Raw genomic sequence first — 23268 nt, forward strand, 5'->3', positions numbered from 1 at the left:
CAACCGCTGCACCAGCGACCGCAGCCGCGCGTCGGCTTCGTGCCGTATGCGGTTCGGCAGAACTTCGCGGGCGTAGCCGGCGTCTAAGGACGTAAGTGATCAGATATGGGGGTTGGCGCATGGCGTTGGCTTCAGCCCTGCTTGATGGGGATCCTTCCCGGTTGGGGGATTTCTGGCTGGCCGGACGGCTGGGAGCCGGAGGCCAGGGAGTGGTCTATGAGGCCTACGACGCCGAAGGCACCCGGGTGGCCATCAAGGTGCTGCACGGCGACGCCGCCAGCGACCCTGATCTGCGCTCCCGGTTCGGCAGGGAGGCCTCCGCCGCGCAACGGGTCGCCTCCTTCTGCACCGCCCGCGTGCTCGCGGTCGATCTGGACGCGCCCAAGCCCTACATCGTCAGCGAATACGTCGAAGGACCCAGCCTGCGCCGCGCCGTCATGGACGGACGCCCCTTCATGGGCGACGACCTGCACCGCCTGGCCACCGCCGTCGCCACGGCCCTGACCGCCATTCACGACGCCGGCGTCATCCACCGCGACCTGAAACCCGACAACGTGCTCCTGGGCCCCGACGGGCCCCGGGTGATCGACTTCGGCGTCGCGCGCACCCTCGAGATGTCGCTCACCACCACCGGCCTCGTCACCGGCACCCCCACCTACATGGCACCCGAAGTCTTCACCGGCCAGCGGGCGGGCGCACCCGCGGACGTGTTCTCCTGGGGGGCCATCGTCCTCTACGCCGCCGACGGCGACGACCCGTTCAAAGCCGAAAGCCTCGGCGCCGTCATGCACCGCGTTCTGGCCACCGACCCCGACCTCAGCACCCTCCCGCGATCACTACGCCCCCTGGTCTCCGTGGCCCTGGCCAAGGACCCGCTCGCCCGGCCGACGGCACGGGAGCTTCTTCTCGGGCTGATCACCGGGTTCCAGGGCACCCACACCGAGCTGCTCAGCATGGGCAGCGCGGAAGCCGGACTCCTCGGACGGGACACACTGGCCGATCCGGCCCTCGGTACCCTGGCCGAAGACGCCTACGGGTTCCTCGGCCCCACCGAGCGCAACCTCGTCCCCGACCTGTTCCTCAGGCTCCTGAGGATCGGCGACGCCGGTGAGGTCACCACGCGCGCGCTGTCCCGGGAGGAGCTTTTCGAGGGGCGAACACCGGAGACCGAAGCCGGGCTGCAGCGCATCCTGGACGTGTTCTCCCATGTGCTCACCATCCGCGGCGACGACATCGTCCTCGCCCGGCCGGCCGTCGTACAGGCCTGGCCACGGCTGCGGGCATGGGTGCGCGACGAGTACGACGGCCTGCCCGTCCACGACATGATCCACGCGGCCGCCCGGCACTGGCACGACCACGGACGCCGCGAAGGAGACGTCTTCCAGGGCAGCCGCCTGGAAAGCTCACTCAACTGGGCCGCCGCGGGGCGCCGCCACCTCACCCTGAGCAAACGCGAGCGCGACTTCCTCGACGCCTGCAACGCGGCAACCCGCCATCGCACCAGGCGGCGCCGCATGGTCACCGTCGCCCTCGCCACCCTGCTCGTCCTCGCTCTCGTCCTCGCCGGTATGACCCTGCAGCAGAGGACCGTGGTCGCCGCCCAGCGCGACGCCGCCATGGCCGGCAAGGTCGCGGCCGACGCCGAGACCATGCGCGCCACCGATCCGGCACACGCCATGCTCCTCAGCGTCGCCGCGTGGCGCCTCGCCCCCCTCCCGGAGACCCGGGCGGCCTTGCAGAACGCCTGGACGCAACGTGAACGCACCACGTTCACCGACCCCGACTCGCTCGGCGGGACGATACGGCAGATCACACTCGACGGACGCAGGCTCGTCAGCGTGTCCCGCCGAGGCGTGCGTGTCTACGCTCTGCCGGGCGGCAGGCGGATCGGCGGATGGGACGACCCGAAGATCGGCGAGCAGACGTTCCGAGGGATCGCCCTGAGTGCCGGCGGCCGCTACCTCGCCATCGTGGCGGGCCGCACGGTCGAGGTGTGGGACACGACGACCGGACGTCCCATGGCGCGACACACGTTGGTGGCGCAGCAGAACTTCCACGACGTCACCTACGGGTTGAGCGACCGGTGGCTGACGATCCACGAGGGGCAGGGCGCCTCGCTGTGGGACACCCGGACCGGCGCGATCGTCAGTGGCGGCGGCGCTCCGATCGCGGACACCGCCTTCAGCCCGGCCGGCGACCTGGTCGCCGTCACCCTCATCGACGCGCGGAACCATTTCCGCCTCCTGCGGCTTCCCGGGGGCGAGCCGGTGGCGCGGCGGTGGCACGACTCCGAGACCTGCGCCAGGAACGCGGTGGCGGTGGCGTTCAGTCCCGACGGACATACCCTGGCCTGCGGCACCACCTCGGGTATCTCCCTTGTCGACGTACGTACCGGACGATCCCTCCCGAATCAGCCCGGCGTGGGATGGGACTCGAATGGCGGTCGTATCCGGTTCAGCTCGGACGGACGCTTCATGCTGGCCGAAGGGGCGACCAACGTGCGGCTCATCCGGGTCGCGGACGGCGACACCTTGCTGACCTACCCTGATGCGCCGGAAGACGCCGGCTTCGACGGCACGACGCTGCGCTTCCTCACCGACAACATGGTGGTGGACGTCGACATCTCCGACATCGTCAATCCGGTAAGGCTTCCCGGCCCGGCACCCGATACCGCGGTGTTCAGCCCGGACGGCCGCCTTCTCGTGACACACGGCGAAAGCTCCCGGTCACTGGTGCTCTGGGACGTCGCGCGGCACCGGACCTTCGGCTCGCCGATACGGCTCAGCAGCGGGGACAGCCTGGACCCTCAGCCCACGTTCAGCGGCGACGGACGGCTCCTGGCATCCGTCGACGGCTCGAACGAGGGAGCCGTGAGCGTGTGGGACACCCAGAAGGGCACGCGTGTCGCGAGCATCAAGCTGACCGGAGACTGGTATCCGCACTCCCTCGCCATGAACGCCGACGGCTCTCTGCTGGCCGTGGGCGCGTCCACGGCCACCGGTGACGATCAGGAGGGGCGCGGCCGGCTCCTCCTGTGGGACCTGCGGCGTGGCCGCTGGAGCGGGTCGATCGACCTTCACAACGATGTCGCGGTCGTGTTCCGCCCCGGCACCACGATGGCCGCCGAGGTCGAAGGCCCCTCCAACCGGCTGCTGGATCTTTCCACGGGACGGGAGTCGGGTCCGGCCCTCGGCCCGGAACGCCTCCGGGACCCGCTGGTGACGCTCGCCTTCAGCCCGGACGGGAACACCGTGGCCATCGATTCCGTCGCAGGGCTCTCGTTCTGGGACGTGCGCACCGGGCGGAGACGCGGGCCGAACGTGCGCTCCGACGGGGTGAGCCACATCTTCTTCTCCCCGAAGGGCGACGTGACGGCGTCCGTCGACACCGGCTCGAACGTGCAACTGTGGGACGTCGCCACCCCCCGCAAGCTCGGCTCGCCGTTCCGCGGTGGCGACGCCGACCTCAGGTCGGCGGCCTTCGACTCCGGCGGCTCGGTGCTCCACACCATCGACGCCGAGGGCGTCCTGCGGGACATCCCCGTCGACCCGTCGCGTATCGCGGCGGCTGTGTGCGCGCGGGCCGGCCGTACGCTGACGGAGGCCGAGTGGCAGAAGTACCTTCCGGGCGTCCCATACAGCGACCCGTGCCCGTAAGGCCCTTAGCTCGTCACGATTCTGATCGACGACGGCCTACGGCGTGGGCCCGCTGCCGGACGACGCCCCCGCGGACGACTTCGAGGTGCTCCGGCGGTCGCCGAGGAGATCGTCTCGGCGGCGGAGCGCGGCGACCTGCTGGCCTATGTCAACGCCGACCTCCGCTTCCACGTGGAGCTGCTGGGGCTCGCCGGCAACGCGCATCTGGTCGAGATCGCGCGCGACCTGAGATACCGCGCCCGGCTGTACGGCCTGAAGACGATGTCCGAACGTGGCACCCTCGCCGACTCCGCCCGCGAGCACGTCGCCATCCTCCGCCGCCCTGAGGTACGCGGCGAATCCGACGCCGCGAGAACCATCATGGAGCACCACATCCAACACATCCGCGGCATCTGGGCCGACGACCGCCCCGAGTGACCCCGACTCGGCCTTGGTCTAGAGCAAATCGCGACTGATCTCGCTGGTGCCCATCCTTGGCATAGAGCTTCGTGGACCTCTGCGTGAGGGACCTGGGTCCAGGCAGCCAGCGGTCTTCGTCTGATTCGAGGATCTGATCGGTGTGTACGAAGGGTGGGATCGGCAGGTTACGGAACCGCTGGCCATCTGGCCGGTCGCACCTGGTCGTCGTACTGGATGAAGCGGTGCTGCGCCGCTCGGTGGGCGGACCGGAAGTCATGCGCCGCCAACTCGGCCGCCTTGTCGACGCCGGCCGGCAGGCGAACATCGAGGTCAGGGTGCTTCCGCAATCGAGTGGCGCCCATGCCAGCCCGGATGGATCGTTCAAGATCTACGAGTTGCCGGAACCGTACCCAGCGGTCGCCTACATCTCAAGTCCTGCGGGCGCGATCTACGTAGAGGCGGAAAAGGCCGCGAGGCTTATGCTCAAGTTCGACGGAATCCACCGTGATGCACTTGAAACGGATAAGTCGGTCGAGCTGATCGCGTCGGTCGCCGAGGAGCTTGGCTGACGTCCGGGGACGGAGCCGCCCTCATGCCTACTTCCGACGCTCGCCCTCTCCATGTCGCCTGGCACGTCAGCACCTTCAGCGCCGATGGCGGTGGAGGAGACTGCGTCGAGGCCGGCCCTGTATTGGACGGCACCGGTCGCATCGCCGTACGGCACAGTCAGCACCCTGAGGGACCCGCGATCATCTACACCCGCACCGAGTGGGGGGCCTTCATCTCGGGAGTGCGTGCTGGCGAATTCGACTTCACCAACCTCATTCCAACCTGACGCGGTACGTCAGGGGCCGGTTGTGGCCCTGATCCAAAACAAGTGTGTGATCGCCCCCTTACGTGCGGCGCGCCCCCACCGGTGCCCGCCATGGTCTGCTGGCCGGGTCCCTCCGCGGGTGGGGGAGGACGACGATCGGCGCTGCGGACCATGGTGCGGCACCGGCTCACCCCCACGGGCGTGGGAGGACTTGACCGGGTCCCACCAACCTCCAATTAGGTGCGGCTCACCCCCACGTGGGGGTGGGTGCGGCACGCTTTCTCGGTGCTGGGCGAGTGTCCTCCCCACGCCCGTGGGGGTGAGCCGAGGAACGGCGTTGTCAGATCACTCACCTAAAGAAGCCGCCAGGACCCATCCTGGACTACCACATCCACCACATCCGCGGCATCTGGGCCAACCGCCCCGAGTGACCCGGCAGTGCCGTCTCATCCGGCGGGCGCCGTGATCCAGTTTGCGCCCGGGCTGTAGCGCGCGCGCATGGCGGGACCCGCGGCCGGGCCGGCGGTGAAGACGTAGGCGCGGCTGTCGTCCAGGCGGCGGCCGGTCTTGGCATCGATCACGACGGGCTCGACCTCCTGTCCAGTGGCGGCGTCGACAAGGATCATGCTTCGTTCCTCGGGCGCCAAGCGGGCGTTCGCCCAGGCGGCCATCGCGACGATGACCGGGCGCAGCGAAAGGCCCAGCTCGGTCAGCACGTACTCGTGGCGCACCGGGTTCGTCTGGTATGGGCGGCGCTCCAGGATGCCGTCGGAGACCAGAGACTTGAGGCGGCTGGTGAGCATGCTGGAGGAGATGCGCAGGTTCTCCTGGAACTGGTCGAAGCGGGTGTAGCCGTCGAAGGCGTCATGCAGGAGCAACAGGGTCCACCACTCGCCGATGTGCTCGATGGTGGCGGACAGCGGGCACTCGCGGTCTTCTTGCCTGGTCCGGACCGGCATGGACAACCCTCCTCTTGTTACTGCTAATATCGAAGTTAGTTGCTTGCATTTTAGCAGTCACGGGTGTTCCCGCGCGAGTCCACCATCGATATGAGAGGGGCATGCCATGCCTGCAAACCGTGCGATCGCCTTTGACGCGCTGCCCGGCCCCATCACCGCCTATCTCACCGCCCACCGCGACCACGACATCGCGGCCCAACTCGATCTGTTCGCCGCCGACGCCACGGTGGACGACGACGGGCACACCCATACCGGGCACAGCGCCATCGCCGCGTGGATGAACCGTTCCGCCGGCGCCTATACCTACACGATCACGCCGCTCGCCGCCGAGCAGTCCGGCGAGGGCGACTACACCGTCACGCAGCAGCTGGCGGGCGACTTTCCCGGGGGCATCGTGGACCTGCGCTTCCGAATCACCCTGCGTGGCGGCCTCATCCAGCACCTGGTCATCGAGCCATGAACAGGACCTGGTTCATCACCGGAGGCACGCCCGGCGGGTTCGGCGTGGCCTTCGCCGACGCGGCCCTGGAGTCTGGTGACCGCGTCGCCCTGACCCCCCGCAGGCCCGAGGAACTGCGCGACTGGGTCGAGCCTCACGGCGACCGAGTGCTGGTGCTCCGGCTCGACGTCACCGACACCCAGCAGGTCCACCAGGCCGTCGCCGCCGCCGAGGCGCACTTCGGCGGCATAGACGTTCTGGTCAACAATGCGGGACGCGGCTGGTACGGCTCAGTGGAGGGCATGGACGACGCGGCCGTCAGGCACCTGTTCGAGCTCAACTTCTTCGCCGTCCTCTCGGTCACCCGTGCCGTCCTGCCCGGCAAGCGCGCGCGGCGCCGCGGCTGGATCATCAACATCTCCTCTGTCGCCGGGCTGACAGGAGTCCTCGGCTTCGGTCACTACACCGCGGCCAAGCACGCCGTCGAGGGCATGACCCACGTCCTGCGCCAGGAGGTGGCACCGCTGGGCGTGAAGGTGCTGGCCGTCCAGCCGGGCGCGTTCCGCACCCGCGCCTACGCCGGGTTCGCCGGCGAGCCGGTGCGGGAGAGCGACGAGGACTATCGGCCCATGCTGGAGAGCGTCCGCGCGTCCATGATCGAGCAGGACGGCAACCAGCCCGGTGACCCCCTCAAGGGAGCGCGGGCCGTGGTGGCCGCGATCAACCGGGACGACCCGCCCCACCGCCTGGTGCTCGGGAGCGCCGGATACGACGCGGTGATCGGCGATCTGGAGTCCACGCTCACCGAAGTCCGCGCCAACGAGGACGTCTCCCGTTCCGTGGACGGCTCCCCCCCCTGGGCCTGGGGAGGACTCGTCCTGGTCACCCGTGAAGAGCTGCCACACCGGCTCACCCCCACGTGGGGGTGAGCCGTCCCACGCGCTGACCTGCACCCACAGGTCCGGGTCCTCCCCACGCCCGTGGGGGTGAGCCGGTGTTCCCGGAGCAGTTCGCATCCCTGGACAAGTCCTCCCCATGTCCGTGGGGGTGAGCCGCCCTGACCAGCCAGATCACTCACCTAGAGAAGAAGCAGCACGGCCAAGAAGTCCAGGCCCTGCGGGCAGCGGTGGAACGCGGTGACCTGCTCGCCTACGTCAACGCCGACCTGCGCTTCCACGTGGAGCTGCTGGCGCTCGCCGGGAACGCGCACCTGGTCGAGATCGCCCGCGACCTGAGATACCGCGCCCGGCTGTACGGCCTGAAGAAGATGTCGGAACGGGGCACCCTCGCCGACTCCGCCCGCGAGCACGTCGCCATCCTGGACGCCCTGGTACGCGGCGACGCCGACGCCGCCAGGACCATCATGGACCACCACATCCAACACATCCGCGGCATCTGGGCCGACCGCCCCGAGTGACCCGCCGGCGGGAACGCGGCTCAGTTCTGCAGCGGCATCAGCTCGCGGGTGAAGTCGTCCAGCCAGGGGCCGATGTCCACGGGGCCCTGGGCGGGGCGTACGACGAACTTGGTGATGCCTTCGGCGACGTACCGCTGGATGAGGTCGCGGGCGCCGACCCCGCCACCCACGGGGACGAGGGTGGCGGGGTCGGCGCCGGGACGGCGGCGCAGCAGCGCGGCGGTCAGCTCGTCCGGGATGGCCGTGGCGGCTACGGGCAGGCTGATGCCGAAGTGGTCGGGTTCGATCTCGCGTCCGGCCTCGGCGGCGTGGGCCTCGATGGTCTCCCGGCCGGCTCCGGCCTCCTCGGGGGTGAGGAAGCTGGCGAGCCACCCGTCCGCGAGCCGCCCGACGCGGCGCAGGGCGACGGGGCCGCTGCCGCCGAGCCAGATGTCCAGCGGCTTGGCCGGTCGCGGGCCGATCTCGGCGTCCTGGACGCTGTGGAAGCGGCCCTTGAAGGTGACCGGGCCCTCCTCGCGCAGCAGGAGCCTGAGCAGCTCCATCGACTCGTCGAACACCGCGCCACGGGAACCGCCGGGCACCGGGAAGAGCTCCTTCTCCTCCGGCCGGGCGGGCTGGAGGCCGAAGGCGGGCAGGACCCGCTTGGGGGCGAGCGCGGCCAGCGACGCGAGTTGCTTGGCGACGAGCACGGGATTGCGCCCGGGCAGGATGGCGACGCCGGTGCCGACCTTCAGCCGCCGGGTGCGGGCGAGCGCGTAGCCCATCCCGACGAAGGGCTCGACCGACGAGCCGAAGACGATCTCCGCCAGCCACAGTGAATCCACGCCGGCGGCCTCGGCGCGGTCGACCGTCTCCGCGAACCGGCCGGCGCCGTCGCCCGGTGGGGGAGCGATCCCGATCCGAACCTTCATGCGCCCATTCGACCACAGTCCATTCAGCGAACTCAGGCCGCCCACCGGGTTTACTTCCCGTAATCCCATTGACTCGGTAGGTAATGAGGGGAAACCTGGTCGAGTACGTCAGAGGGTGAACCGTCCAACGACTTCGGAGGCTCACATGAGCGTCACCGATGAACTCCTCGCCAACGCCGAGCGCTACGCGGCGACCTTCGACAAGGGTCATCTCCCGCTTCCTCCGGCCAAGGGAGTGGCCGTCCTGGCGTGCATGGACGCGCGCCTCAACGTGTACGGGCTCCTCGGCCTGTCCGAGGGCGACGCGCACGTGATCCGCAACGCGGGAGGGGTGGTCACCGCCGACGAGCGTCGCAGCCTCGCCATCAGCCAGCGGCTGCTCGACACCCGGGAGATCATCCTCATCCACCACACCGACTGCGGCATGATCACCTTCACCGACGACGGCTTCAAGAGCGCGATCGAGGCCGAGACGGGGATCAAGCCCGACTGGTCGGCCGAGGCGTTCACCGACCCCGACGAGGACGTCGTCCAGTCGATCGGCCGCATCAAGGCCGATCCCTTCATCCCGCACAGGGAGTCCGTGCGGGGCTTCGTCTACGAGGTGGAGACCGGCCGCCTCCGCGAGGTCAAGGCCTGACGCCCACGGCGGGAGGTCAGGACATACGGGTGGCGCCCACGGAGGCGATGACCACGCAGCCGATGGCCGCCCACTCGCGGACGTTCAGGATCTCCCCGAGGACGATGAGGCCGACCAGGGCGGCCGCCGCCGGCTCCAGGCTCATCAGGATGCTGAAGACGCGCTTGGGCATCTTGCGCAGGGCCTCCAGCTCCAGGCTGTAGGGGATCACCGAGGAGAGCAGGCCGACGCCCGCGCCCAGCAGGATCAGCTCCGGGCTGAGCAGCCCGGAGCCGCCGGTCACCACGCCGACCGGCGCGATGACGACGACCGCGACGATCATGGCGAAGGACAGCCCGGTCGTCCCGGGGAAGCGCCCGCCTGCGGCGGACGACAGCAGGATGTACCCGGCCCAGCAGGCGCCCGCCAGCGCCGCGAAGCCGATGCCGACCCAGCTCAGGCCGCCGCTGTCGCCCCAGGGCGCCAGCAGCAGGATGCCGGCGGCGGCCAGCACCACCCACAGCAGGTCCAGCCGGCGGCGCGAGGCCGCGACCGCCACCCCGAGCGGGCCGAGGAACTCGATGGTCACGCAGATGCCCATCGGCAGCCGGGCGAGCCCCTCGTAGAACGCGAGGTTCATCACGCCGAGCGTCACGCCGAACGCGACGCCGACGGCGAGGTCACGCCGGGTCAGGCCGCGCAGCCGGGGCCGGGCCACGACCCCGAGGATCACCGCCCCCGCCGCGATGCGCAGGAACACCACGGCGCTCGGCGGAAGCTGCGTGAAGAGGTTCTTGGCCAGGCCCGCGCCGATCTGGACCGACAGGATCGCCAGCACCACCAGCCCGGACGGGGGCACGGCGCCGGCGGCCGTCCGCACGAAGGCTCCTGGCCGGACGCGGTCCGGGCGGTACGGCCCGGCGGACGCGGAGATCGACGGCAGCGTCATCGGGGGTTCTTCTCGCGTTCCTCGCACGCGCTGGTGCGGTCGGGGGGATGCCGGGGGTCTACGTCACTCCCAGCGGAAGGTGCGGGAGGCCAGACCGAGGGTAACGGCCGCCCAGACCAGCAGCACGAGCAGGTCCCTGATCGGGAGCCCGCCGCCGTGGGCGAGCACTGAGCGCAGCCCATCGGTCAGCGCGGTGATCGGCAGCAGCTCCACGACGGCACGTAGGGCGTGCGGGAACGCGGTGACCGGGACGACCACGCCGCCGAGGCCGAGCAGCACCAGGTAGACCAGGTTGGCGGCGGCCAGGGTGGCCTCGGCGCGCAGCGTTCCCGCCATGAGCAGCGCCAGCCCGCTGAAGGCGGCCGTGCCGGCGAGGATCAGGATCAGCGCCCACAGCGGGTCGCCCTGAGGGTGCCAGCCCATCGCGAGCGCCACGGCGGCGATGACGACGATCTGGAGCACCTCCACGGTGATCACCGCGAGGGTCTTGGCGAGCATCAGCCCGGAACGCGACAGGGGAGTGGCCCCGAGGCGTTTGAGCACCCCGTACCGCCGCTCGAACCCCGTGCCGATCGCCTGCCCCGTGAAGGCCGTGGACATGATCGCGAGCGCGAGCACGCCGGGCGCCACGAAGTCGATGCGCCTGCCCGGCACCTCAAGCAGCGGCGCGGCCGAGAACCCGACCAGCACCAGGATCGGGATGATCAGCGTGAGCAGGAGCTGCTCCCCGTTGCGCAGCACGGCCCGCACCTCGGCGCCGGCCTGGGCGAGCACCATGCGCGGCAGGGGCGCCGCCCCGGGCGAGGGCGTGAAGTCGAGGGCGGCGGTCACCGCGGTTCTCCGTTCCCCATCCCCGTACGGCCGGGGACGGCGGTCTTCCATGAAGGACTGGGGACGGCGGTCATCGGAGTTCCCTTCCGGTGAGTTCCAGGAAGACGTCCTCCAGGGTGCGGCGCTCCACGCTGAGGTCGTCGGCGGTGACGCCCTCGGCCGCGCACCAGGCGGTGACGGTGCCGAGGAGCTCGGGGCCGACGTGGCCCTCGATGACGTAGTGGCCGCTCGGCGACTCCTTGGCGGCGCTTCCCGTGGGCAGCGCGGTGAGCAGCTCGTCGAGATCGAGCCCGGGGCGCGCGCGGAAGCGCAGCTGCCTCTCGGCGCCGGTGAGCGACTGCGGGCTTCCCTCGGAGACCACCGTGCCGCGGTCGATGATGACGACCTTGTCGGCGAGCTTCTCGGCCTCGTCCATGTGGTGGGTGGTCAGCACCGTCGACACCCCGCGGGCGCGCAGCTCGGCGACGACGTCCCAGCAGGCGTGCCTGGCCTGCGGGTCGAGCCCGGCGGTGGGCTCGTCGAGGAAGACCAGCTCAGGGCGGCCGATGACGGCGGCGGCGAGCGACAGCCGCTGCTGCTGCCCTCCGGACAGGCGGCGGTACGGCGTGCGGGCGTGCTCGGTGAGGCCGAGCCGTTCGAGAAGGGCGCCGGGGTCGAGGGGGTGGGCGTGGAACCGGGATACCAGCCGCAGCCACTCGCCCGCGCGGATCGCCGGAGGCACGCCGCCGGACTGGAGCATCACGCCGATGCGCGGCTTGAGCTCGGCCGCCTGGCGTATCGGGTCGAGGCCGAGGACCCGCACCGTGCCGCCGTCGGCCCTCCTGAACCCCTCGCAGATCTCGACCGTGGAGGTCTTCCCGGCGCCGTTGGGCCCGAGGATCGCGGTGACCGCGCCACGCTCGGCGTTCATGGTCAGACCGTCGATCGCGACAGTGCGGCCGTATCGCTTGACCAGGTCGGTGAGCGCGACGGCTGGGGAGTCCATGGTGACGAGTTTAGGGACCGCGCCGCGTGGTTCCTTCGGCGGACCACGGCCCCCGTGCCGCGTGGCGGTAAAGGTTGGGAGCGCCTCCCGCCAAGGCGCGTCGCCGGCCCCTCCCGCGCCTCCCTTCCCGTGTGACCCTGGCCGTGTCCCGTGCCGCGCGACCACGTCCGCCCCGGCGGGCGCGGTCTCCGGCGGGCATCCGAGCGAGACGCGAGCGGGCGCCGACGGCATGGGCGAGCGACGCGACATCCGCCGACAAGGAGGCCCGGCATGCCGACGCGTACCGGTTACAAGCCCGGCGTGCCCTGCTGGGTGGACCTTTCGAGCACCGACCTCGGCACGTCGGTGGCCTTCTACGAGGGGCTGTTCGGGTGGCGGGCGGAGTTCGACCCCCACCCCGACTCGGGCGGGTACGGCCGGTTCCGGCAGGGCGGCAAGCTCGTGGCGGGCATCGGGCCGACGTTCGGCGAGGACGTCCCCTCGGCGTGGAACACCTACATCGCCACCGGCGACGCCGAGTCCGTCGCCGAGAGGGTCAAGGAGGCGGGAGGGCGCGTCGCCGTCGGGCCCGTCCAGGTCTTCGACGAGGGCACCATGGCGGTCTTCCAGGACCCGGCGGGGGCGACGTTCATGGTCTGGCAGCCCGGCAGGCACTACGGCGCCCAGCTCGTCGACGAACCGGTCGCGTACTGCTGGAACGAGCTGGACTGCCGTGACGTCGTGGAGGCCAAGGCGTTCTACCCGGCGGTCTTCGGCTGGGGGTCCCGTAGCGCCACCGGCGCCACGGGCGTGGAGTACACCGAATGGCTGGCGGACGGCAGGCCGGTCGCCGGCATGACGGCGATTGGCGACAGGTTCCCCGCCGAGGTCCAGGCGCGGTGGCTGGTGTTCTTCGCCGTCTCCGACTGCGACGTCGTGGCGGCCCTCGCCGAGGACCGTGGCGGCAGGATCCTCCAGCGTCCCGAGGACCTCCCGGCGGGACGGTACGCCATCATCGCCGACCCCCTCGGCGCCGTCTTCGCCGCCATCACCCTCAAGCCCACCCACTAGCCGACCGGTTTGATCCATGCCGCCGCGTGCGTCGATGCCGAAAAATAATCTTTATATGGGAATTAAGTAGTCTTTAATTTGGTTCATGTCCCCTTGGCCCCTGTGGGCTGTTCGAGCACTCACACGCCTGAAGGGGACCGCATGACCGTGACCATCCAGCAGGACGAGGCCGTCGAGGCCTCAGGTGACGGTAAGGCGGGTAAGGGGCGGCGAAGGGGCCTGCTCCTGCTGATCCTCGGGGCGCTGTCGGCGATCGGTCCCCTGTCCATCGACATGTACCTGCCCGCGCTGCCCGCCATCCGGGGGGAGATGCTCACCGGGGCCGCCCAGGTCCAGCTCACGCTGACCGCGTGCCTCATCGGGGTCTCCGTGGGGCAGGTGATCGCCGGACCGCTGAGCGACGTGCGCGGGCGGCGCGTTCCGCTGCTCGCCGGCGTCGCCGCCTACGCGCTGACCTCGCTGCTGTGCGCCTTCGCGCCCTCGGTGAACGCGCTGATCGGGCTACGCCTGCTCCAGGGCATCGCGGGCGGCGCGGCGCTGGTGATCGTGCGCGCGGTCGTCCGCGACCTGTACGACGGTCCCGCCATCACCCGGATCTTCGCCACGCTGATGCTGGTCAGCGGCCTCGCCCCCATCGTGGCCCCGGTCGCGGGCGCCCAGCTGCTGGTGGTGACCTCCTGGCGGGGTGTGTTCGTCACCCTCAGCGTGGCCGGGCTGCTCCTCCTGCTCGCCGTGCTGCTGGGCGTGCGGGAGACCCTCCCCGCGCGGGAGCGGAGCGGCGGCGGCCTGCGGCACACCGTCTCGACGTTCGGCCTCCTGGTCCGCGACCGCTCCTTCATGGCGGGCGCCCTGTCCGGCGGGCTCGGCTTCGCCGGCATGTTCGCCTACATCTCCGGGTCGCCGTTCGTGCTCCAGGAGATCTACGGGGTGTCGCCCACCGGCTTCTCGCTGATCTTCGGCCTCAACGCGCTGGGCCTCACCCTGATGGCGCAGGTGGGCGGGCGGCTCGCCGGACGGGTGTCCCCGGCGGCCCTGGTGCTCGCCGGCCTGCTGGTGAGCCTCGCGGGCGCCGCCGGCCTGGTGGCGGGAGTCGCCGCCGGCCTCGGGCTGGCCGCGGTGGTCGTGTCGCTGTTCGTGCTGATGTGCGGCGTGGGCCTGTCGCTGCCCGGCTCGGGCGCGCTGGCGCTGGCGGGCCAGGCTCCGCAGGTCGCGGGCAGCGCCTCCGCCCTCCTCGGGGTACTGCAGTTCGCGCTGGGGGCCGTGGCCGCTCCGCTCGTGGGTCTCGGCGGATCCGGTTCGGCGCTTCCCATGGCCCTGCTCATGGCCGGGCTGACCGCGGCGGCCCTGGTGGCCTTCCTGGTGCTCGGCGGCAGGACAGCCCCCGCTCCGCGGAATGTCCGGGCCGCTCCGGTCGTTCCCGCCGTGGTGGGGGACGGGCTGCCCCTGGACTCCGAGGGGGACGCGGCCGGGAGGCCGTCCAGGGACGTTTCCGCAGGTTAGGTAAGCCTTACCTGCGTGACTAACCGCATGCGGGCAACCCGGACATCCAGTTGTGTGCCGGGAAGGAATTACGGCACACTGATGTTGTGAAAAACGTGACTGGGATGACGCACGCCGAAAAAGGCGCGGAGCGCGGCACGCGCGCACGCGTCGCTCGGCTGATCCTGGAGCACGGCCCGATCAACGCCGCCGCGCTGGGCGAGCGGCTCGGGCTGACACCGGCGGCCGTGCGTCGTCATCTCGACGCTCTGCTCGCCGAAGGCATGATAGAGCCTCGCACGGCGCGGCCTCGCGGGCAGCGGGGGCGCGGGCGTCCCGCCAAGCTGTTCGTGATCACCGACGCCGGGCGCAGCGCCTTCGAGCACGCCTACGATGGCCTGGCGGGCAGCGCGCTGCGCTTCCTGGCGGAGCGCGTGGGCGAGGAGGCCGTGGCCGAGTTCGCCAGATCCCAGATGAGCGGTCTGGTCGGGCGCCTTGAGCCTGTGATGCGCGAGGTGCCCGCCGACCAGCGGGTGCGCATGCTGGCCGAGGCCCTGACGGCGGACGGCTACGCCGCCTCGGCCACCCAGGCCAAGTCCGGCGGCGAGCAGCTCTGCCAGCACCACTGCCCGGTCGCGCACGTGGCGGCGGAGTTCCCGCAGCTGTGCGAGGCCGAGACCGAGGCGTTCGGGCAACTGCTCGGCACACCCGTGCAGCGCCTGGCGACGATCGCCCACGGCGACGGGGTGTGCACGACACACGTGAGCCCGCGCGCCCTCGCCTCACAGAGGAACGTACCGATGAACCCTCGGCGGAGCGCGACCGTAGACACGTCAGACGGCTCCGACGTGACCATAAGCACTTCGCGGAACGCGATTGAGAGCAAGGAGACCGGAAGGTGACTGTCACCGACCGCCCGGAGCTTGAAGGCCTCGGGAATTACAAGTTCGGCTGGGCCGACTCCGACGTGGCGGGTGCCACGGCGCGCCGAGGCCTGTCCGAGGACGTCGTCCGCAATATCTCCGCGCTGAAGAGCGAGCCGGAGTGGATGCTCGACCTCCGCCTGAAGGGCCTGCGGCTCTTCGGCAAGAAGCCCATGCCGAGCTGGGGCTCCGACCTCTCGGGCATCGACTTCGACAAGATCAAGTACTTCGTCCGCTCGACCGAGAAGCAGGCGGCCACCTGGGACGAGCTCCCGGCGGACATCAAGAACACCTACGACAAGCTCGGCATCCCCGAGGCGGAGAAGCAGCGCCTGATCGCCGGCGTCGCCGCGCAGTACGAGTCCGAGGTCGTCTACCACAAGATCCGTGAGGACCTCGAGGAGAAGGGCGTGATCTTCCTCGACACCGACACCGGTCTCAAGGAGCACCCCGAGCTCTTCAAGGAGTACTTCGGCTCGGTCATCCCGGTGGGCGACAACAAGTTCGCCTCGCTGAACAGCGCGGTGTGGTCGGGCGGTTCGTTCATCTACGTGCCGCCGAACATCCAGGTCGAGATCCCGCTCCAGGCCTACTTCCGGATCAACACCGAGAACATGGGCCAGTTCGAGCGCACGCTGATCATCGTCGACGAGGGCTCCTACGTCCACTACGTCGAGGGCTGCACGGCGCCGATCTACTCCTCCGACTCGCTGCACAGCGCGGTCGTGGAGATCATCGTGAAGAAGAACGCCCGCTGTCGTTACACGACCATCCAGAACTGGTCGAACAACGTCTACAACCTGGTCACCAAGCGCGCCGTGGCGTACGAGGGCGCGACCATGGAGTGGATCGACGGCAACATCGGCTCCAAGGTCACGATGAAGTACCCCGCCGTCTACCTCATGGGCGAGCACGCCAAGGGCGAGACGCTGAGCGTCGCGTTCGCCGGCGAGGGCCAGCACCAGGACGCGGGCGCCAAGATGGTGCACCTCGCGCCCAAGACCTCCTCGACGATCATCTCCAAGTCGGTCGCGCGGGGCGGCGGCCGCACCTCCTACCGCGGTCTCGTGCAGATCGAGGAGGGCGCGGCGGGCTCGGCGTCCACCGTCAAGTGCGACGCGCTGCTCATCGACCAGATCAGCCGCTCGGACACCTACCCCTACGTCGACGTCCGCGAGGACGACGTCTCCATGGGGCACGAGGCCACGGTCTCGAAGGTCTCCGACGACCAGCTGTTCTACCTCATGAGCCGCGGGCTCAACGAGGACGAGGCCATGGCGATGATCGTCCGCGGCTTCGTCGAGCCGATCGCGCGCGAGCTTCCGATGGAGTACGCCCTGGAGCTCAACCGCCTGATCGAGCTGCAGATGGAAGGAGCGGTGGGCTGACCATGGGCCTCGACACCAAGCCTCTCTCCAAGCTGCACGGGAAGTCCTCCTACGACCTCGCGGACTTCCCCGTCCCCACCGGCCGCGAGGAGATGTGGCGGTTCACGCCGCTCTCCCGCCTGCGTGGCCTGCACGACGGCACGGCGCCGGTCACCGGCAACGTCGTGGTCCACGTGGAGGCCGCGCCGGAGGTCTCGGTCGAGACCGTCGGACGTGACGACGCCCGCATCGGCAAGGCGTACGTGCCCACCGACCGTGTGAGCGTCCAGGCGTACACCTCGTTCGAGAAGGCCACCGTGATCACGGTGCCGAAGGAGGCCGTGACCTCCAAGGCAACCGTGATCAGCCTTCGCGGCGAGGGCGGCGGCGCCGCGTACGGCCACATCGTGGTCGTCGTCGAGCCGCTCGCCGAGGCCGTGGTCGTGCTCGACCACCAGGGCAGCGCGGTCTACGCCGACAACGTCGAGTTCGTCGTCGGCGACGGCGCGACGCTCAAGATCGTCAGCCTGCAGGACTGGGCGCCGGACGCCGTGCACGTCTCGCAGCACCACGCCCACCTCGGCAGGGACGCGACGTTCAGGAGCTTCGTCGTCACCATGGGCGGCGACCTCGTACGCATGTCGCCGTCGGTGTCCTACACCGGGCGCGGCGGCGACGCTGAGCTGAACGGCCTCTACTTCGTGGACGCCGGCCAGCACCTCGAGCACCGCCTGCTGGTCGACCACAGCGTGCCCGACTGCCGGAGCAACGTCGACTACCGCGGCGCGCTCCAGGGCGACGAGGCGCACGCCGTGTGGATCGGCGACGTGATCATCCGCGTCGAGGCCACCGGCACCGACACCTACGAGCTCAACCGCAACCTCATCCTCACCGACGGCGCCCGCGCCGACTCGGTGCCCAACCTCGAGATCCTCACAGGTGAGGTCGCGGGGGCCGGCCACGCCTCGGCGTCGGGCCGCATGGACGACGAGCACATCTTCTACCTCCAGGCGCGGGGCATCCCGTACGACGAGGCGCGCCGCCTTGTCATCCGCGGGTACTTCGCCCAGCTGATCGAGAAGATCGAGGTCGAGGAGATCCGCGACCGCGTGCTCGCGGCGGTGGAGGCGGAGCTCGCGCGATGACGTTCGTGAAGGTCTGCTCCCTCACCGACATCCCCGATGAGGGCGTCGTGGGCGTCGAGGTGGAGGGCAAGCCCGTCGCGCTCGTCCGCAAGGACGGCGAGGTGTTCGCCCTGCACGACGTGTGCTCGCACGCCGAGGTGAGGCTGAGCGAGGGCGAGGTGTACGACGACACGCTGGAGTGCTGGCTGCACGGCTCGTGCTTCGACATCCGCTCCGGCAAGCCCACCGGCCCGCCCGCGACGCGGCCGGTCCCTGTCTACCGAGTGAAGCTTGAAGGCGATGACGTGCTCGTCTCGCTCGACAGCGCTGACAATGACGAAAATGGGGAGTCTTAAGTGTCCACCCTGGAAATTCGTGACCTGCATGTCGCCGTGGAGGACAAGGAGATCCTGCGCGGAGTCAATCTGACCGTCCGCTCAGGGGAGACCCATGCCCTCATGGGCCCTAACGGCTCCGGCAAGTCGACGCTCGCCTACGCGATCGCCGGTCACCCGAAGTACACCATCACCTCCGGCACGGTGACCCTCGACGGCGAGGACGTGCTGTCCATGAAGGTCGACGAGCGCGCCCGCTCGGGCCTGTTCCTCGCCATGCAGTACCCCGTCGAGGTGCCCGGCGTCTCGGTGTCCAACTTCCTGCGCAGCGCCGTCACGGCCGTGCGCGGTGAGGCGCCGAAGCTGCGCGTGTTCACCAAGGAGCTGAAGGCCGGCATGGACGCCCTGTCCATCGACAGCGCCTTCGCCCAGCGCAACCTCAACGAGGGCTTCTCCGGCGGCGAGAAGAAGCGCCACGAGATCCTCCAGCTCGAGCTGCTCAAGCCGAAGATCGCCATTCTCGACGAGACCGACTCCGGCCTCGACGTCGACGCACTGCGCGTCGTCTCCGAGGGCGTCAACCGCTTCGGCGCGGCCGGCGACACCGGCGTGCTGCTGATCACGCACTACACCCGCATCCTGCGCTACGTGAAGCCGGACTTCGTCCACGTCTTCTCGGCCGGCCGCATCGTCGAAGAGGGCGGGCCCGAGCTCGCCGACAAGCTCGAGGCCGAGGGCTACGAGCACTACACGAAGGCGAGTGCATGACAGACAGCATGTTCGATGTGGAGAGGATCAGGAAGGACTTCCCGATCCTCTCCCGCGAGCTGCCCGGCGGAAGGCCGCTGGTCTATCTTGACTCGGGCAACTCCTCGCAGAAGCCCGCACTGGTCATCAACACCATGCGTGACCATCTGGAGCAGCACTACAGCAACGTCGGCAGGGCCCTGCACGTGCTGGGAAGCGAGTCGACCGAGGCCTACGAGGGCGCGCGCGACAAGGTCGCCGCCTTCATCGGCGCTCCGGCCCGCGACGAGGTCGTCTTCACCAAGAACGCCTCCGAGGCGCTCAACCTCGTGGCGTACGCCTTCGGCAACCCCACCAACACCGACGAGCGGTTCAAGCTCGGCCCCGGCGACGAGATCGTCATCTCCGAGATGGAGCACCACTCCAACATCGTGCCGTGGCAGCTGCTGGCGCAGCGCACCGGCGCGACGTTGCGCTGGTTCCCCGTCACCGACGAGGGCCGTCTCGACCTCTCGGGCCTGAACGACCTGGTCGGCGAGCGCACGAAGATCGTGTCGATCGTCCACCAGTCGAACGTGCTGGGCACGGTCAACCCGGTCGCCGAGGTCCTGGCGCGGGTCCGCGAGGTCGGCGCGCTGATGATGCTGGACGCCTCCCAGTCGGTGCCCCACCGGGCCGTCGACGTCGCGGCGCTCGGGGTCGACTTCGTGGCGTTCACCGGGCACAAGATGGTCGGCCCGTCCGGCATCGGGGTCCTGTGGGGGCGGCACGAGCTGCTCGACGCCATGCCGCCGTTCCTCGGCGGGGGCGAGATGATCGAGGCGGTCTGGATGGACCACTCGACGTTCGCCCCGGTGCCGCACAAGTTCGAGGCCGGCACGCCGCCGATCGTCGAGGCGATAGGGCTCGGCGCCGCCGTCGACTACCTCTCGGCCATCGGCATGGACGAGATCCAGCGCCACGAGCACGAGCTCACGGTCTACGGCCTGTCGGCCCTGGGCGAGTTCCCGGGGCTGCGCATCATCGGTCCCACGACGGCCGAGGAGCGCGGTGGCACTCTTTCGTTCACGATCCCCGGCATACACCCCCATGATGTGGGGCAGATCCTCGACGACCAGTTCGGCGTCGCCGTGCGGGTCGGGCACCATTGCGCGCGCCCGCTGCACCTGCGCTTCGGAATACCGGCGACCACGCGGGCGTCTTTCTACTTGTACAACACCACGGACGAGATCGACGCGCTGGTCCGAGGCCTCCACCACGTCCAGAAGGTGTTCGGGTAAGACATGATCGCCGAGTCGCTGTACCAGGAGCTGATCCTGGAGCACTACAAGCACCCGCAGGGCCGAGGCCTGCGTGAGCCGTACGACGCCGAGGTCCACCACGTGAACCCCACGTGCGGCGACGAGGTCACGATGCGGGTCAAGCTGGGCGATGGCGGTAAGGTCGAGGACGTCTCCTACGATGGTCAGGGTTGTTCGATCAGCCAGGCCGCCGCGTCGGTGCTTCACGAGCTGACCACGGGATCGACCGTCGAGGACTCCCTCGTGGTCGTCGACGAGTTCACCCGGCTCATGCAGGGCAGGGGCCAGGTGGAGGCCGATGAGGACGTGCTGGGGGACGCCGTGGCGTTCGCCGGCGTGGCCAAGTATCCGGCCAGGGTCAAGTGCGCCCTGCTGGCCTGGATGGCCTACAAGGACGCGGTGGTGAGGAGCTCAGCGTGAACGCACGTGAAGAGCGTGTCGATAGCAGCGGCCGGCGGGCGGCCGGAGTGGCGATAGGCGAGGAGGCGGCGTGAGCAAGCCCGTGGAGACCCCCACCGGGTTCGACGGTGATACGACGCTGGAAGAGGTCTTCGAAGCCCTCAAGGACGTCGTCGACCCGGAGCTGGGAATCAACGTCGTTGACCTCGGCTTGGTGTATGGTGTGAATCTTGACGCCGGAGATTCTGGCGCGGCGCCGGTCGCGACCCTCGACATGACGCTGACCAGCGCGGCCTGCCCGCTTACCGATGTCATCGAGGAGCAGGCACATTCCGCTCTGGAGGGCATGGTCTCCGACGTGAAGATCAATTGGGTCTGGCTTCCCCCGTGGGGGCCTGACAAGATCACTGATGACGGGCGCGAGCAGCTTCGCATGCTCGGCTTCAACGTCTGATCATCTAACGTCCCGGTCACCGCCGGGACGGCGTTCCATCCGCCGGGTTCTGCGCGTGACGTTCAACGGGCGTCTCTCCCGGCCCTTGCTCGACTGTGGTACGGCCGTGTCCGGCGCTTGACCGCCGGACGGTGGCCGTACCCGCTTGATCGCGGCCCGACCAGGTTGGGTTAGACTCCGTGTCGCCCATGATGAGTGGTGCTCGCGTGTCGCGATGAACGCACCACTCGGCGTCCCCCCGGACGCCCATGTGTTCCAGTACGGCGCACGCCGTACGCCCCGGCTCGTCCTTTCGCAGAAGTGACGTGCCATGTCTCTTCGATCGAAAGGCACGACATATCGTGACCAGCATTAACGCCGCCATGCCCGCTAACGCCCTGACCGGCGCCGGGCACGATGAGGCGGCGCCGACCGCGCTGCCGGACCAGGCGGTGTCCGGCAACACGGGCCCCGTGACCGCGGCTCCCGCCGGCTCCGCCGAGGCGACGACGGGTGAGACCCCCGCCGGCCCGTCGGAGTTCACCCTTCTCGGCCTCCCCAAGCCCCTGGTGACGGGCCTCGCCCGCCAGGGCATCGCCAGCCCGTTCCCCATCCAGCGGGCCACCATCCCCGACATCCTCTCGGGCCGCCACGTGCTCGGCCGGGGCCAGACCGGCTCGGGCAAGACCCTGGCGTTCGGCCTGCCGACCATGGCCCTCGTCGCCGGCACCAAGGCGGCCCCGCGCCGCCCGCTCGCCGTCGTCCTGGTCCCCACCCGCGAGCTGGCCATGCAGGTGACCGACGCCCTGGAGCCCCTCGGCCGGGGCCTGTACCTGCGCATGAAGACCGTCGTGGGCGGCATGTCCATGGGCAGGCAGATCGAGGCCCTGCGCCGCGGCGTCGAGATCGTCGTCGCCACTCCCGGGCGGCTCACCGACCTCATCCAGCAGGGCGAGTGCTCGCTGGAGGACGTGCGGGTGACCGTGATCGACGAGGCCGACCACATGTGCGACCTCGGCTTCTTCCCCGTGGTCAGCGCCCTGCTGGAGCAGACTCCTTCCGACAGCCAGCGCCTGCTTTTCTCCGCGACCCTGGACGGCGACGTCGACAAGCTCGTCCGCCGCTTCCTCAAGGACCCGGTGACGCACTCGCTGGAGCCGGCCACCTCGTCGGTCGTCACGATGGAGCACCACGTGCTCCAGGTGACCCGCGACGACAAGTTCGCGATCACCGCCGAGATCGCCAACCGCGAGGGCCGCACGATCATGTTCGTGCGCACCCAGCACGGCGTCGACCGCCTGGTGAAGCAGCTCGCCCGGGTCGGCGTCCGCGCCGGAGGCCTGCACGGCGGCAAGCGGCAGAACCAGCGCACCCGCATCCTGGCCGAGTTCCGCGAGGGCACCATCGGCGTGCTCGTCTGCACCGACGTCGCCGCCCGCGGCATCCACGTGGATGACGTCAGCCTGGTCCTGCACGTGGACCCGCCCATGGACCACAAGAGCTACCTGCACCGGGGCGGCCGTACGGCCCGCGCCGGGGAGCGCGGCACGGTCATGACCCTCGTGCTGCCGAACGAGCGCCGCTCCACCGAGTCGATGACCCGCAGGGCCGGCGTCGAGCCGTTCCGCCTGAAGGCCACGCCGGGCCACCCGCGCCTGGCCGAGGTGGCGGGCGCCCAGCAGCCGAGCGGCGTGGAGATCCCCGTGTGGGAGCCCGCCGCCCCGGCCGCGAAGCGCCCCCGCCGCGAGGGCGGCGGGCACGGCGGCGGCGACCGCCGTCCGCGCCGGTTCCACGACCGTTCCCGCGAGGACGGCGAGCGCCGTGACGGCGGCCTCCAGGGCCAGCGTCCGGCCGAGGGCTACCGCTCGGGAACGCGCGGCACGGAGTCCCGCGGTGACGGCCGTCCCGAGCGTCGCCCGGAGAACCGCGGCGAGTTCCGCGGCTCGCCCGGCACGCGCGGCTCGGGCTACCGCGGCGGCCGCTCGGGCACGGGCTCGTCCGACCGCTCCGGCGGTCGCGGCTACGGCCGCTGACCTTCCTTCTGGAAGGCCTGCCCGGCTGAGACCGGCTGATCGTTGAGAAGGCCCAGGACGGCACCCCGCCGGCCTGGGCCTTCGTCATGCGGCCATAG

24 protein-coding genes are annotated in these 23268 nt (G+C 70.1%); 19 read left to right on the forward strand and 5 right to left on the reverse strand.

Annotated features, from left to right (window positions below; genetic code table 11):
- Window positions 1-161 precede the first annotated feature (161 nt).
- From OG589_RS09065 to OG589_RS09080, 4 genes are all read left to right on the forward strand, one after another.
- A complete protein-coding gene (locus OG589_RS09065) occupies window positions 162-3656 on the forward strand; it encodes a WD40 repeat domain-containing serine/threonine protein kinase (RefSeq protein ID WP_405147839.1) in 3495 nt (1164 codons plus the stop codon).
- A 108-nt stretch (window positions 3657-3764) separates the two neighbouring features.
- Window positions 3765-4073 carry an FCD domain-containing protein gene (locus OG589_RS09070; RefSeq protein ID WP_405151993.1) on the forward strand — a complete coding sequence of 103 codons (309 nt, stop codon included), beginning with the start codon at window positions 3765-3767 and terminating at the stop codon, window positions 4071-4073.
- Window positions 4074-4297: 224 nt separating this feature from the next.
- Window positions 4298-4624, forward strand: a complete 327-nt coding sequence (locus tag OG589_RS09075; RefSeq protein ID WP_405147841.1) for a Scr1 family TA system antitoxin-like transcriptional regulator — start codon at window positions 4298-4300, stop codon at window positions 4622-4624.
- Between the two features lie 23 nt (window positions 4625-4647).
- Window positions 4648-4890 (forward strand): DUF397 domain-containing protein, encoded by a 243-nt coding sequence (locus OG589_RS09080; RefSeq protein WP_405147842.1) that lies wholly within the window; start codon window positions 4648-4650, stop codon window positions 4888-4890.
- Window positions 4891-5315: 425 nt separating this feature from the next.
- Here OG589_RS09080 and OG589_RS09085 read toward each other — a convergent pair whose 3' ends face one another.
- Window positions 5316-5828, reverse strand: coding sequence for a winged helix-turn-helix transcriptional regulator (locus tag OG589_RS09085; protein WP_405147844.1), 513 nt, complete (start codon window positions 5826-5828; stop codon window positions 5316-5318).
- Between the two features lie 106 nt (window positions 5829-5934).
- Here OG589_RS09085 and OG589_RS09090 point away from each other — a divergent pair, with 106 nt between their 5' ends.
- From OG589_RS09090 to OG589_RS09100, 3 genes are all read left to right on the forward strand, one after another.
- Window positions 5935-6288 carry a nuclear transport factor 2 family protein gene (locus tag OG589_RS09090; protein WP_405147846.1) on the forward strand — a complete coding sequence of 118 codons (354 nt, stop codon included), beginning with the start codon at window positions 5935-5937 and terminating at the stop codon, window positions 6286-6288.
- Complete coding sequence (locus OG589_RS09095; RefSeq protein WP_405147847.1) at window positions 6285-7196, forward strand: SDR family NAD(P)-dependent oxidoreductase; 912 nt, start codon at window positions 6285-6287, stop codon at window positions 7194-7196. Before OG589_RS09090 ends, OG589_RS09095 begins: the two co-directional genes overlap by 4 nt.
- A 140-nt stretch (window positions 7197-7336) precedes the next feature.
- Complete coding sequence (locus tag OG589_RS09100) at window positions 7337-7684, forward strand: GntR family transcriptional regulator (protein ID WP_405151994.1); 348 nt, start codon at window positions 7337-7339, stop codon at window positions 7682-7684.
- Window positions 7685-7704: 20 nt separating this feature from the next.
- On the opposite strand, the gene OG589_RS09105 is transcribed toward OG589_RS09100, so the two are convergent.
- Complete coding sequence (locus tag OG589_RS09105; RefSeq protein ID WP_405147849.1) at window positions 7705-8595, reverse strand: TIGR03854 family LLM class F420-dependent oxidoreductase; 891 nt, start codon at window positions 8593-8595, stop codon at window positions 7705-7707.
- A gap of 145 nt (window positions 8596-8740) precedes the next feature.
- On the opposite strand from OG589_RS09105, the gene OG589_RS09110 reads away from it, so the two are divergent.
- Window positions 8741-9235 (forward strand): beta-class carbonic anhydrase, encoded by a 495-nt coding sequence (locus OG589_RS09110; RefSeq protein ID WP_405147851.1) that lies wholly within the window; start codon window positions 8741-8743, stop codon window positions 9233-9235.
- 16 nt (window positions 9236-9251) lie between these two features.
- Here the strand turns inward: OG589_RS09110 and OG589_RS09115 are convergent, their stop codons facing one another.
- The 3 genes from OG589_RS09115 to OG589_RS09125 form a co-directional block, all read right to left on the reverse strand.
- Entirely contained in the window at window positions 9252-10163 is a 912-nt protein-coding gene (locus OG589_RS09115; RefSeq protein WP_405147853.1) for an EamA family transporter, read from the reverse strand.
- Window positions 10164-10226: 63 nt separating this feature from the next.
- The gene (locus OG589_RS09120) at window positions 10227-10940 is read right to left on the reverse strand and encodes an ABC transporter permease (protein ID WP_405151995.1); all 714 of its coding nucleotides are present in this window, start codon (window positions 10938-10940) and stop codon (window positions 10227-10229) included.
- A gap of 124 nt (window positions 10941-11064) precedes the next feature.
- On the reverse strand, window positions 11065-11979 hold the full coding sequence (locus OG589_RS09125; protein WP_405147855.1) for an ABC transporter ATP-binding protein: 915 nt from the start codon (window positions 11977-11979) through the stop codon (window positions 11065-11067).
- Between the two features lie 270 nt (window positions 11980-12249).
- Here OG589_RS09125 and OG589_RS09130 point away from each other — a divergent pair, with 270 nt between their 5' ends.
- From OG589_RS09130 to OG589_RS09180, 11 genes are all read left to right on the forward strand, one after another.
- A complete protein-coding gene (locus tag OG589_RS09130; RefSeq protein WP_405147857.1) occupies window positions 12250-13029 on the forward strand; it encodes a VOC family protein in 780 nt (259 codons plus the stop codon).
- Between the two features lie 141 nt (window positions 13030-13170).
- A complete protein-coding gene (locus tag OG589_RS09135) occupies window positions 13171-14529 on the forward strand; it encodes a multidrug effflux MFS transporter (RefSeq protein ID WP_405147859.1) in 1359 nt (452 codons plus the stop codon).
- A gap of 104 nt (window positions 14530-14633) precedes the next feature.
- The gene (locus OG589_RS09140) at window positions 14634-15410 is read left to right on the forward strand and encodes a helix-turn-helix transcriptional regulator (RefSeq protein ID WP_405147861.1); all 777 of its coding nucleotides are present in this window, start codon (window positions 14634-14636) and stop codon (window positions 15408-15410) included.
- A complete protein-coding gene (sufB, locus tag OG589_RS09145) occupies window positions 15407-16819 on the forward strand; it encodes a Fe-S cluster assembly protein SufB (RefSeq protein WP_405147863.1) in 1413 nt (470 codons plus the stop codon). The genes OG589_RS09140 and sufB overlap by 4 nt, the downstream gene beginning before the upstream one ends.
- Window positions 16820-16821: 2 nt before the next feature.
- Window positions 16822-17943, forward strand: coding sequence for a Fe-S cluster assembly protein SufD (gene sufD / locus OG589_RS09150; protein ID WP_405147865.1), 1122 nt, complete (start codon window positions 16822-16824; stop codon window positions 17941-17943).
- On the forward strand, window positions 17940-18278 hold the full coding sequence (locus tag OG589_RS09155) for a non-heme iron oxygenase ferredoxin subunit (RefSeq protein ID WP_405147867.1): 339 nt from the start codon (window positions 17940-17942) through the stop codon (window positions 18276-18278). The genes sufD and OG589_RS09155 overlap by 4 nt, the downstream gene beginning before the upstream one ends.
- Window positions 18279-19025 (forward strand): Fe-S cluster assembly ATPase SufC, encoded by a 747-nt coding sequence (sufC, locus tag OG589_RS09160; protein WP_405147868.1) that lies wholly within the window; start codon window positions 18279-18281, stop codon window positions 19023-19025.
- On the forward strand, window positions 19022-20284 hold the full coding sequence (locus tag OG589_RS09165) for a cysteine desulfurase (RefSeq protein WP_405147870.1): 1263 nt from the start codon (window positions 19022-19024) through the stop codon (window positions 20282-20284). Before sufC ends, OG589_RS09165 begins: the two co-directional genes overlap by 4 nt.
- Window positions 20285-20287: 3 nt before the next feature.
- On the forward strand, window positions 20288-20725 hold the full coding sequence (gene sufU / locus OG589_RS09170; RefSeq protein ID WP_405147872.1) for a Fe-S cluster assembly sulfur transfer protein SufU: 438 nt from the start codon (window positions 20288-20290) through the stop codon (window positions 20723-20725).
- Between the two features lie 70 nt (window positions 20726-20795).
- Entirely contained in the window at window positions 20796-21158 is a 363-nt protein-coding gene (locus tag OG589_RS09175; protein WP_405147873.1) for a metal-sulfur cluster assembly factor, read from the forward strand.
- Between the two features lie 362 nt (window positions 21159-21520).
- Window positions 21521-23170 (forward strand): DEAD/DEAH box helicase, encoded by a 1650-nt coding sequence (locus OG589_RS09180; protein ID WP_405147875.1) that lies wholly within the window; start codon window positions 21521-21523, stop codon window positions 23168-23170.
- The last annotated feature ends 98 nt before the right edge of the window (window positions 23171-23268 follow it).

Source organism: Sphaerisporangium sp. NBC_01403 (genome assembly GCF_045040145.1).
In the GTDB taxonomy this organism is placed as follows: Bacteria; Actinomycetota; Actinomycetes; order Streptosporangiales; family Streptosporangiaceae; genus Sphaerisporangium; species Sphaerisporangium viridialbum.

What these genes read in the sequence shown, in the direction of transcription:
- OG589_RS09080 (WP_405147842.1), top strand. Translation starts at nt 4,648, where the DNA reads ATGCCTACTTCCGACGCTCGCCCTCTCCATGTCGCCTGGCACGTCAGC.
- OG589_RS09115 (WP_405147853.1), bottom strand. Translation starts at nt 10,163, where the DNA reads ATGACGCTGCCGTCGATCTCCGCGTCCGCCGGGCCGTACCGCCCGGAC.
- OG589_RS09180 (WP_405147875.1), top strand. Translation starts at nt 21,521, where the DNA reads ATGCCCGCTAACGCCCTGACCGGCGCCGGGCACGATGAGGCGGCGCCG.
- OG589_RS09155 (WP_405147867.1), top strand. Translation starts at nt 17,940, where the DNA reads ATGACGTTCGTGAAGGTCTGCTCCCTCACCGACATCCCCGATGAGGGC.
- OG589_RS09085 (WP_405147844.1), bottom strand. Translation starts at nt 5,828, where the DNA reads ATGCCGGTCCGGACCAGGCAAGAAGACCGCGAGTGCCCGCTGTCCGCC.
- OG589_RS09105 (WP_405147849.1), bottom strand. Translation starts at nt 8,595, where the DNA reads ATGAAGGTTCGGATCGGGATCGCTCCCCCACCGGGCGACGGCGCCGGC.
- sufD (WP_405147865.1), top strand. Translation starts at nt 16,822, where the DNA reads ATGGGCCTCGACACCAAGCCTCTCTCCAAGCTGCACGGGAAGTCCTCC.
- OG589_RS09140 (WP_405147861.1), top strand. Translation starts at nt 14,634, where the DNA reads ATGACGCACGCCGAAAAAGGCGCGGAGCGCGGCACGCGCGCACGCGTC.
- OG589_RS09120 (WP_405151995.1), bottom strand. Translation starts at nt 10,940, where the DNA reads ATGGTGCTCGCCCAGGCCGGCGCCGAGGTGCGGGCCGTGCTGCGCAAC.
- OG589_RS09110 (WP_405147851.1), top strand. Translation starts at nt 8,741, where the DNA reads ATGAGCGTCACCGATGAACTCCTCGCCAACGCCGAGCGCTACGCGGCG.
- sufU (WP_405147872.1), top strand. Translation starts at nt 20,288, where the DNA reads ATGATCGCCGAGTCGCTGTACCAGGAGCTGATCCTGGAGCACTACAAG.
- OG589_RS09165 (WP_405147870.1), top strand. Translation starts at nt 19,022, where the DNA reads ATGACAGACAGCATGTTCGATGTGGAGAGGATCAGGAAGGACTTCCCG.
- OG589_RS09135 (WP_405147859.1), top strand. Translation starts at nt 13,171, where the DNA reads ATGACCGTGACCATCCAGCAGGACGAGGCCGTCGAGGCCTCAGGTGAC.
- OG589_RS09095 (WP_405147847.1), top strand. Translation starts at nt 6,285, where the DNA reads ATGAACAGGACCTGGTTCATCACCGGAGGCACGCCCGGCGGGTTCGGC.
- OG589_RS09125 (WP_405147855.1), bottom strand. Translation starts at nt 11,979, where the DNA reads ATGGACTCCCCAGCCGTCGCGCTCACCGACCTGGTCAAGCGATACGGC.
- OG589_RS09090 (WP_405147846.1), top strand. Translation starts at nt 5,935, where the DNA reads ATGCCTGCAAACCGTGCGATCGCCTTTGACGCGCTGCCCGGCCCCATC.
- OG589_RS09130 (WP_405147857.1), top strand. Translation starts at nt 12,250, where the DNA reads ATGCCGACGCGTACCGGTTACAAGCCCGGCGTGCCCTGCTGGGTGGAC.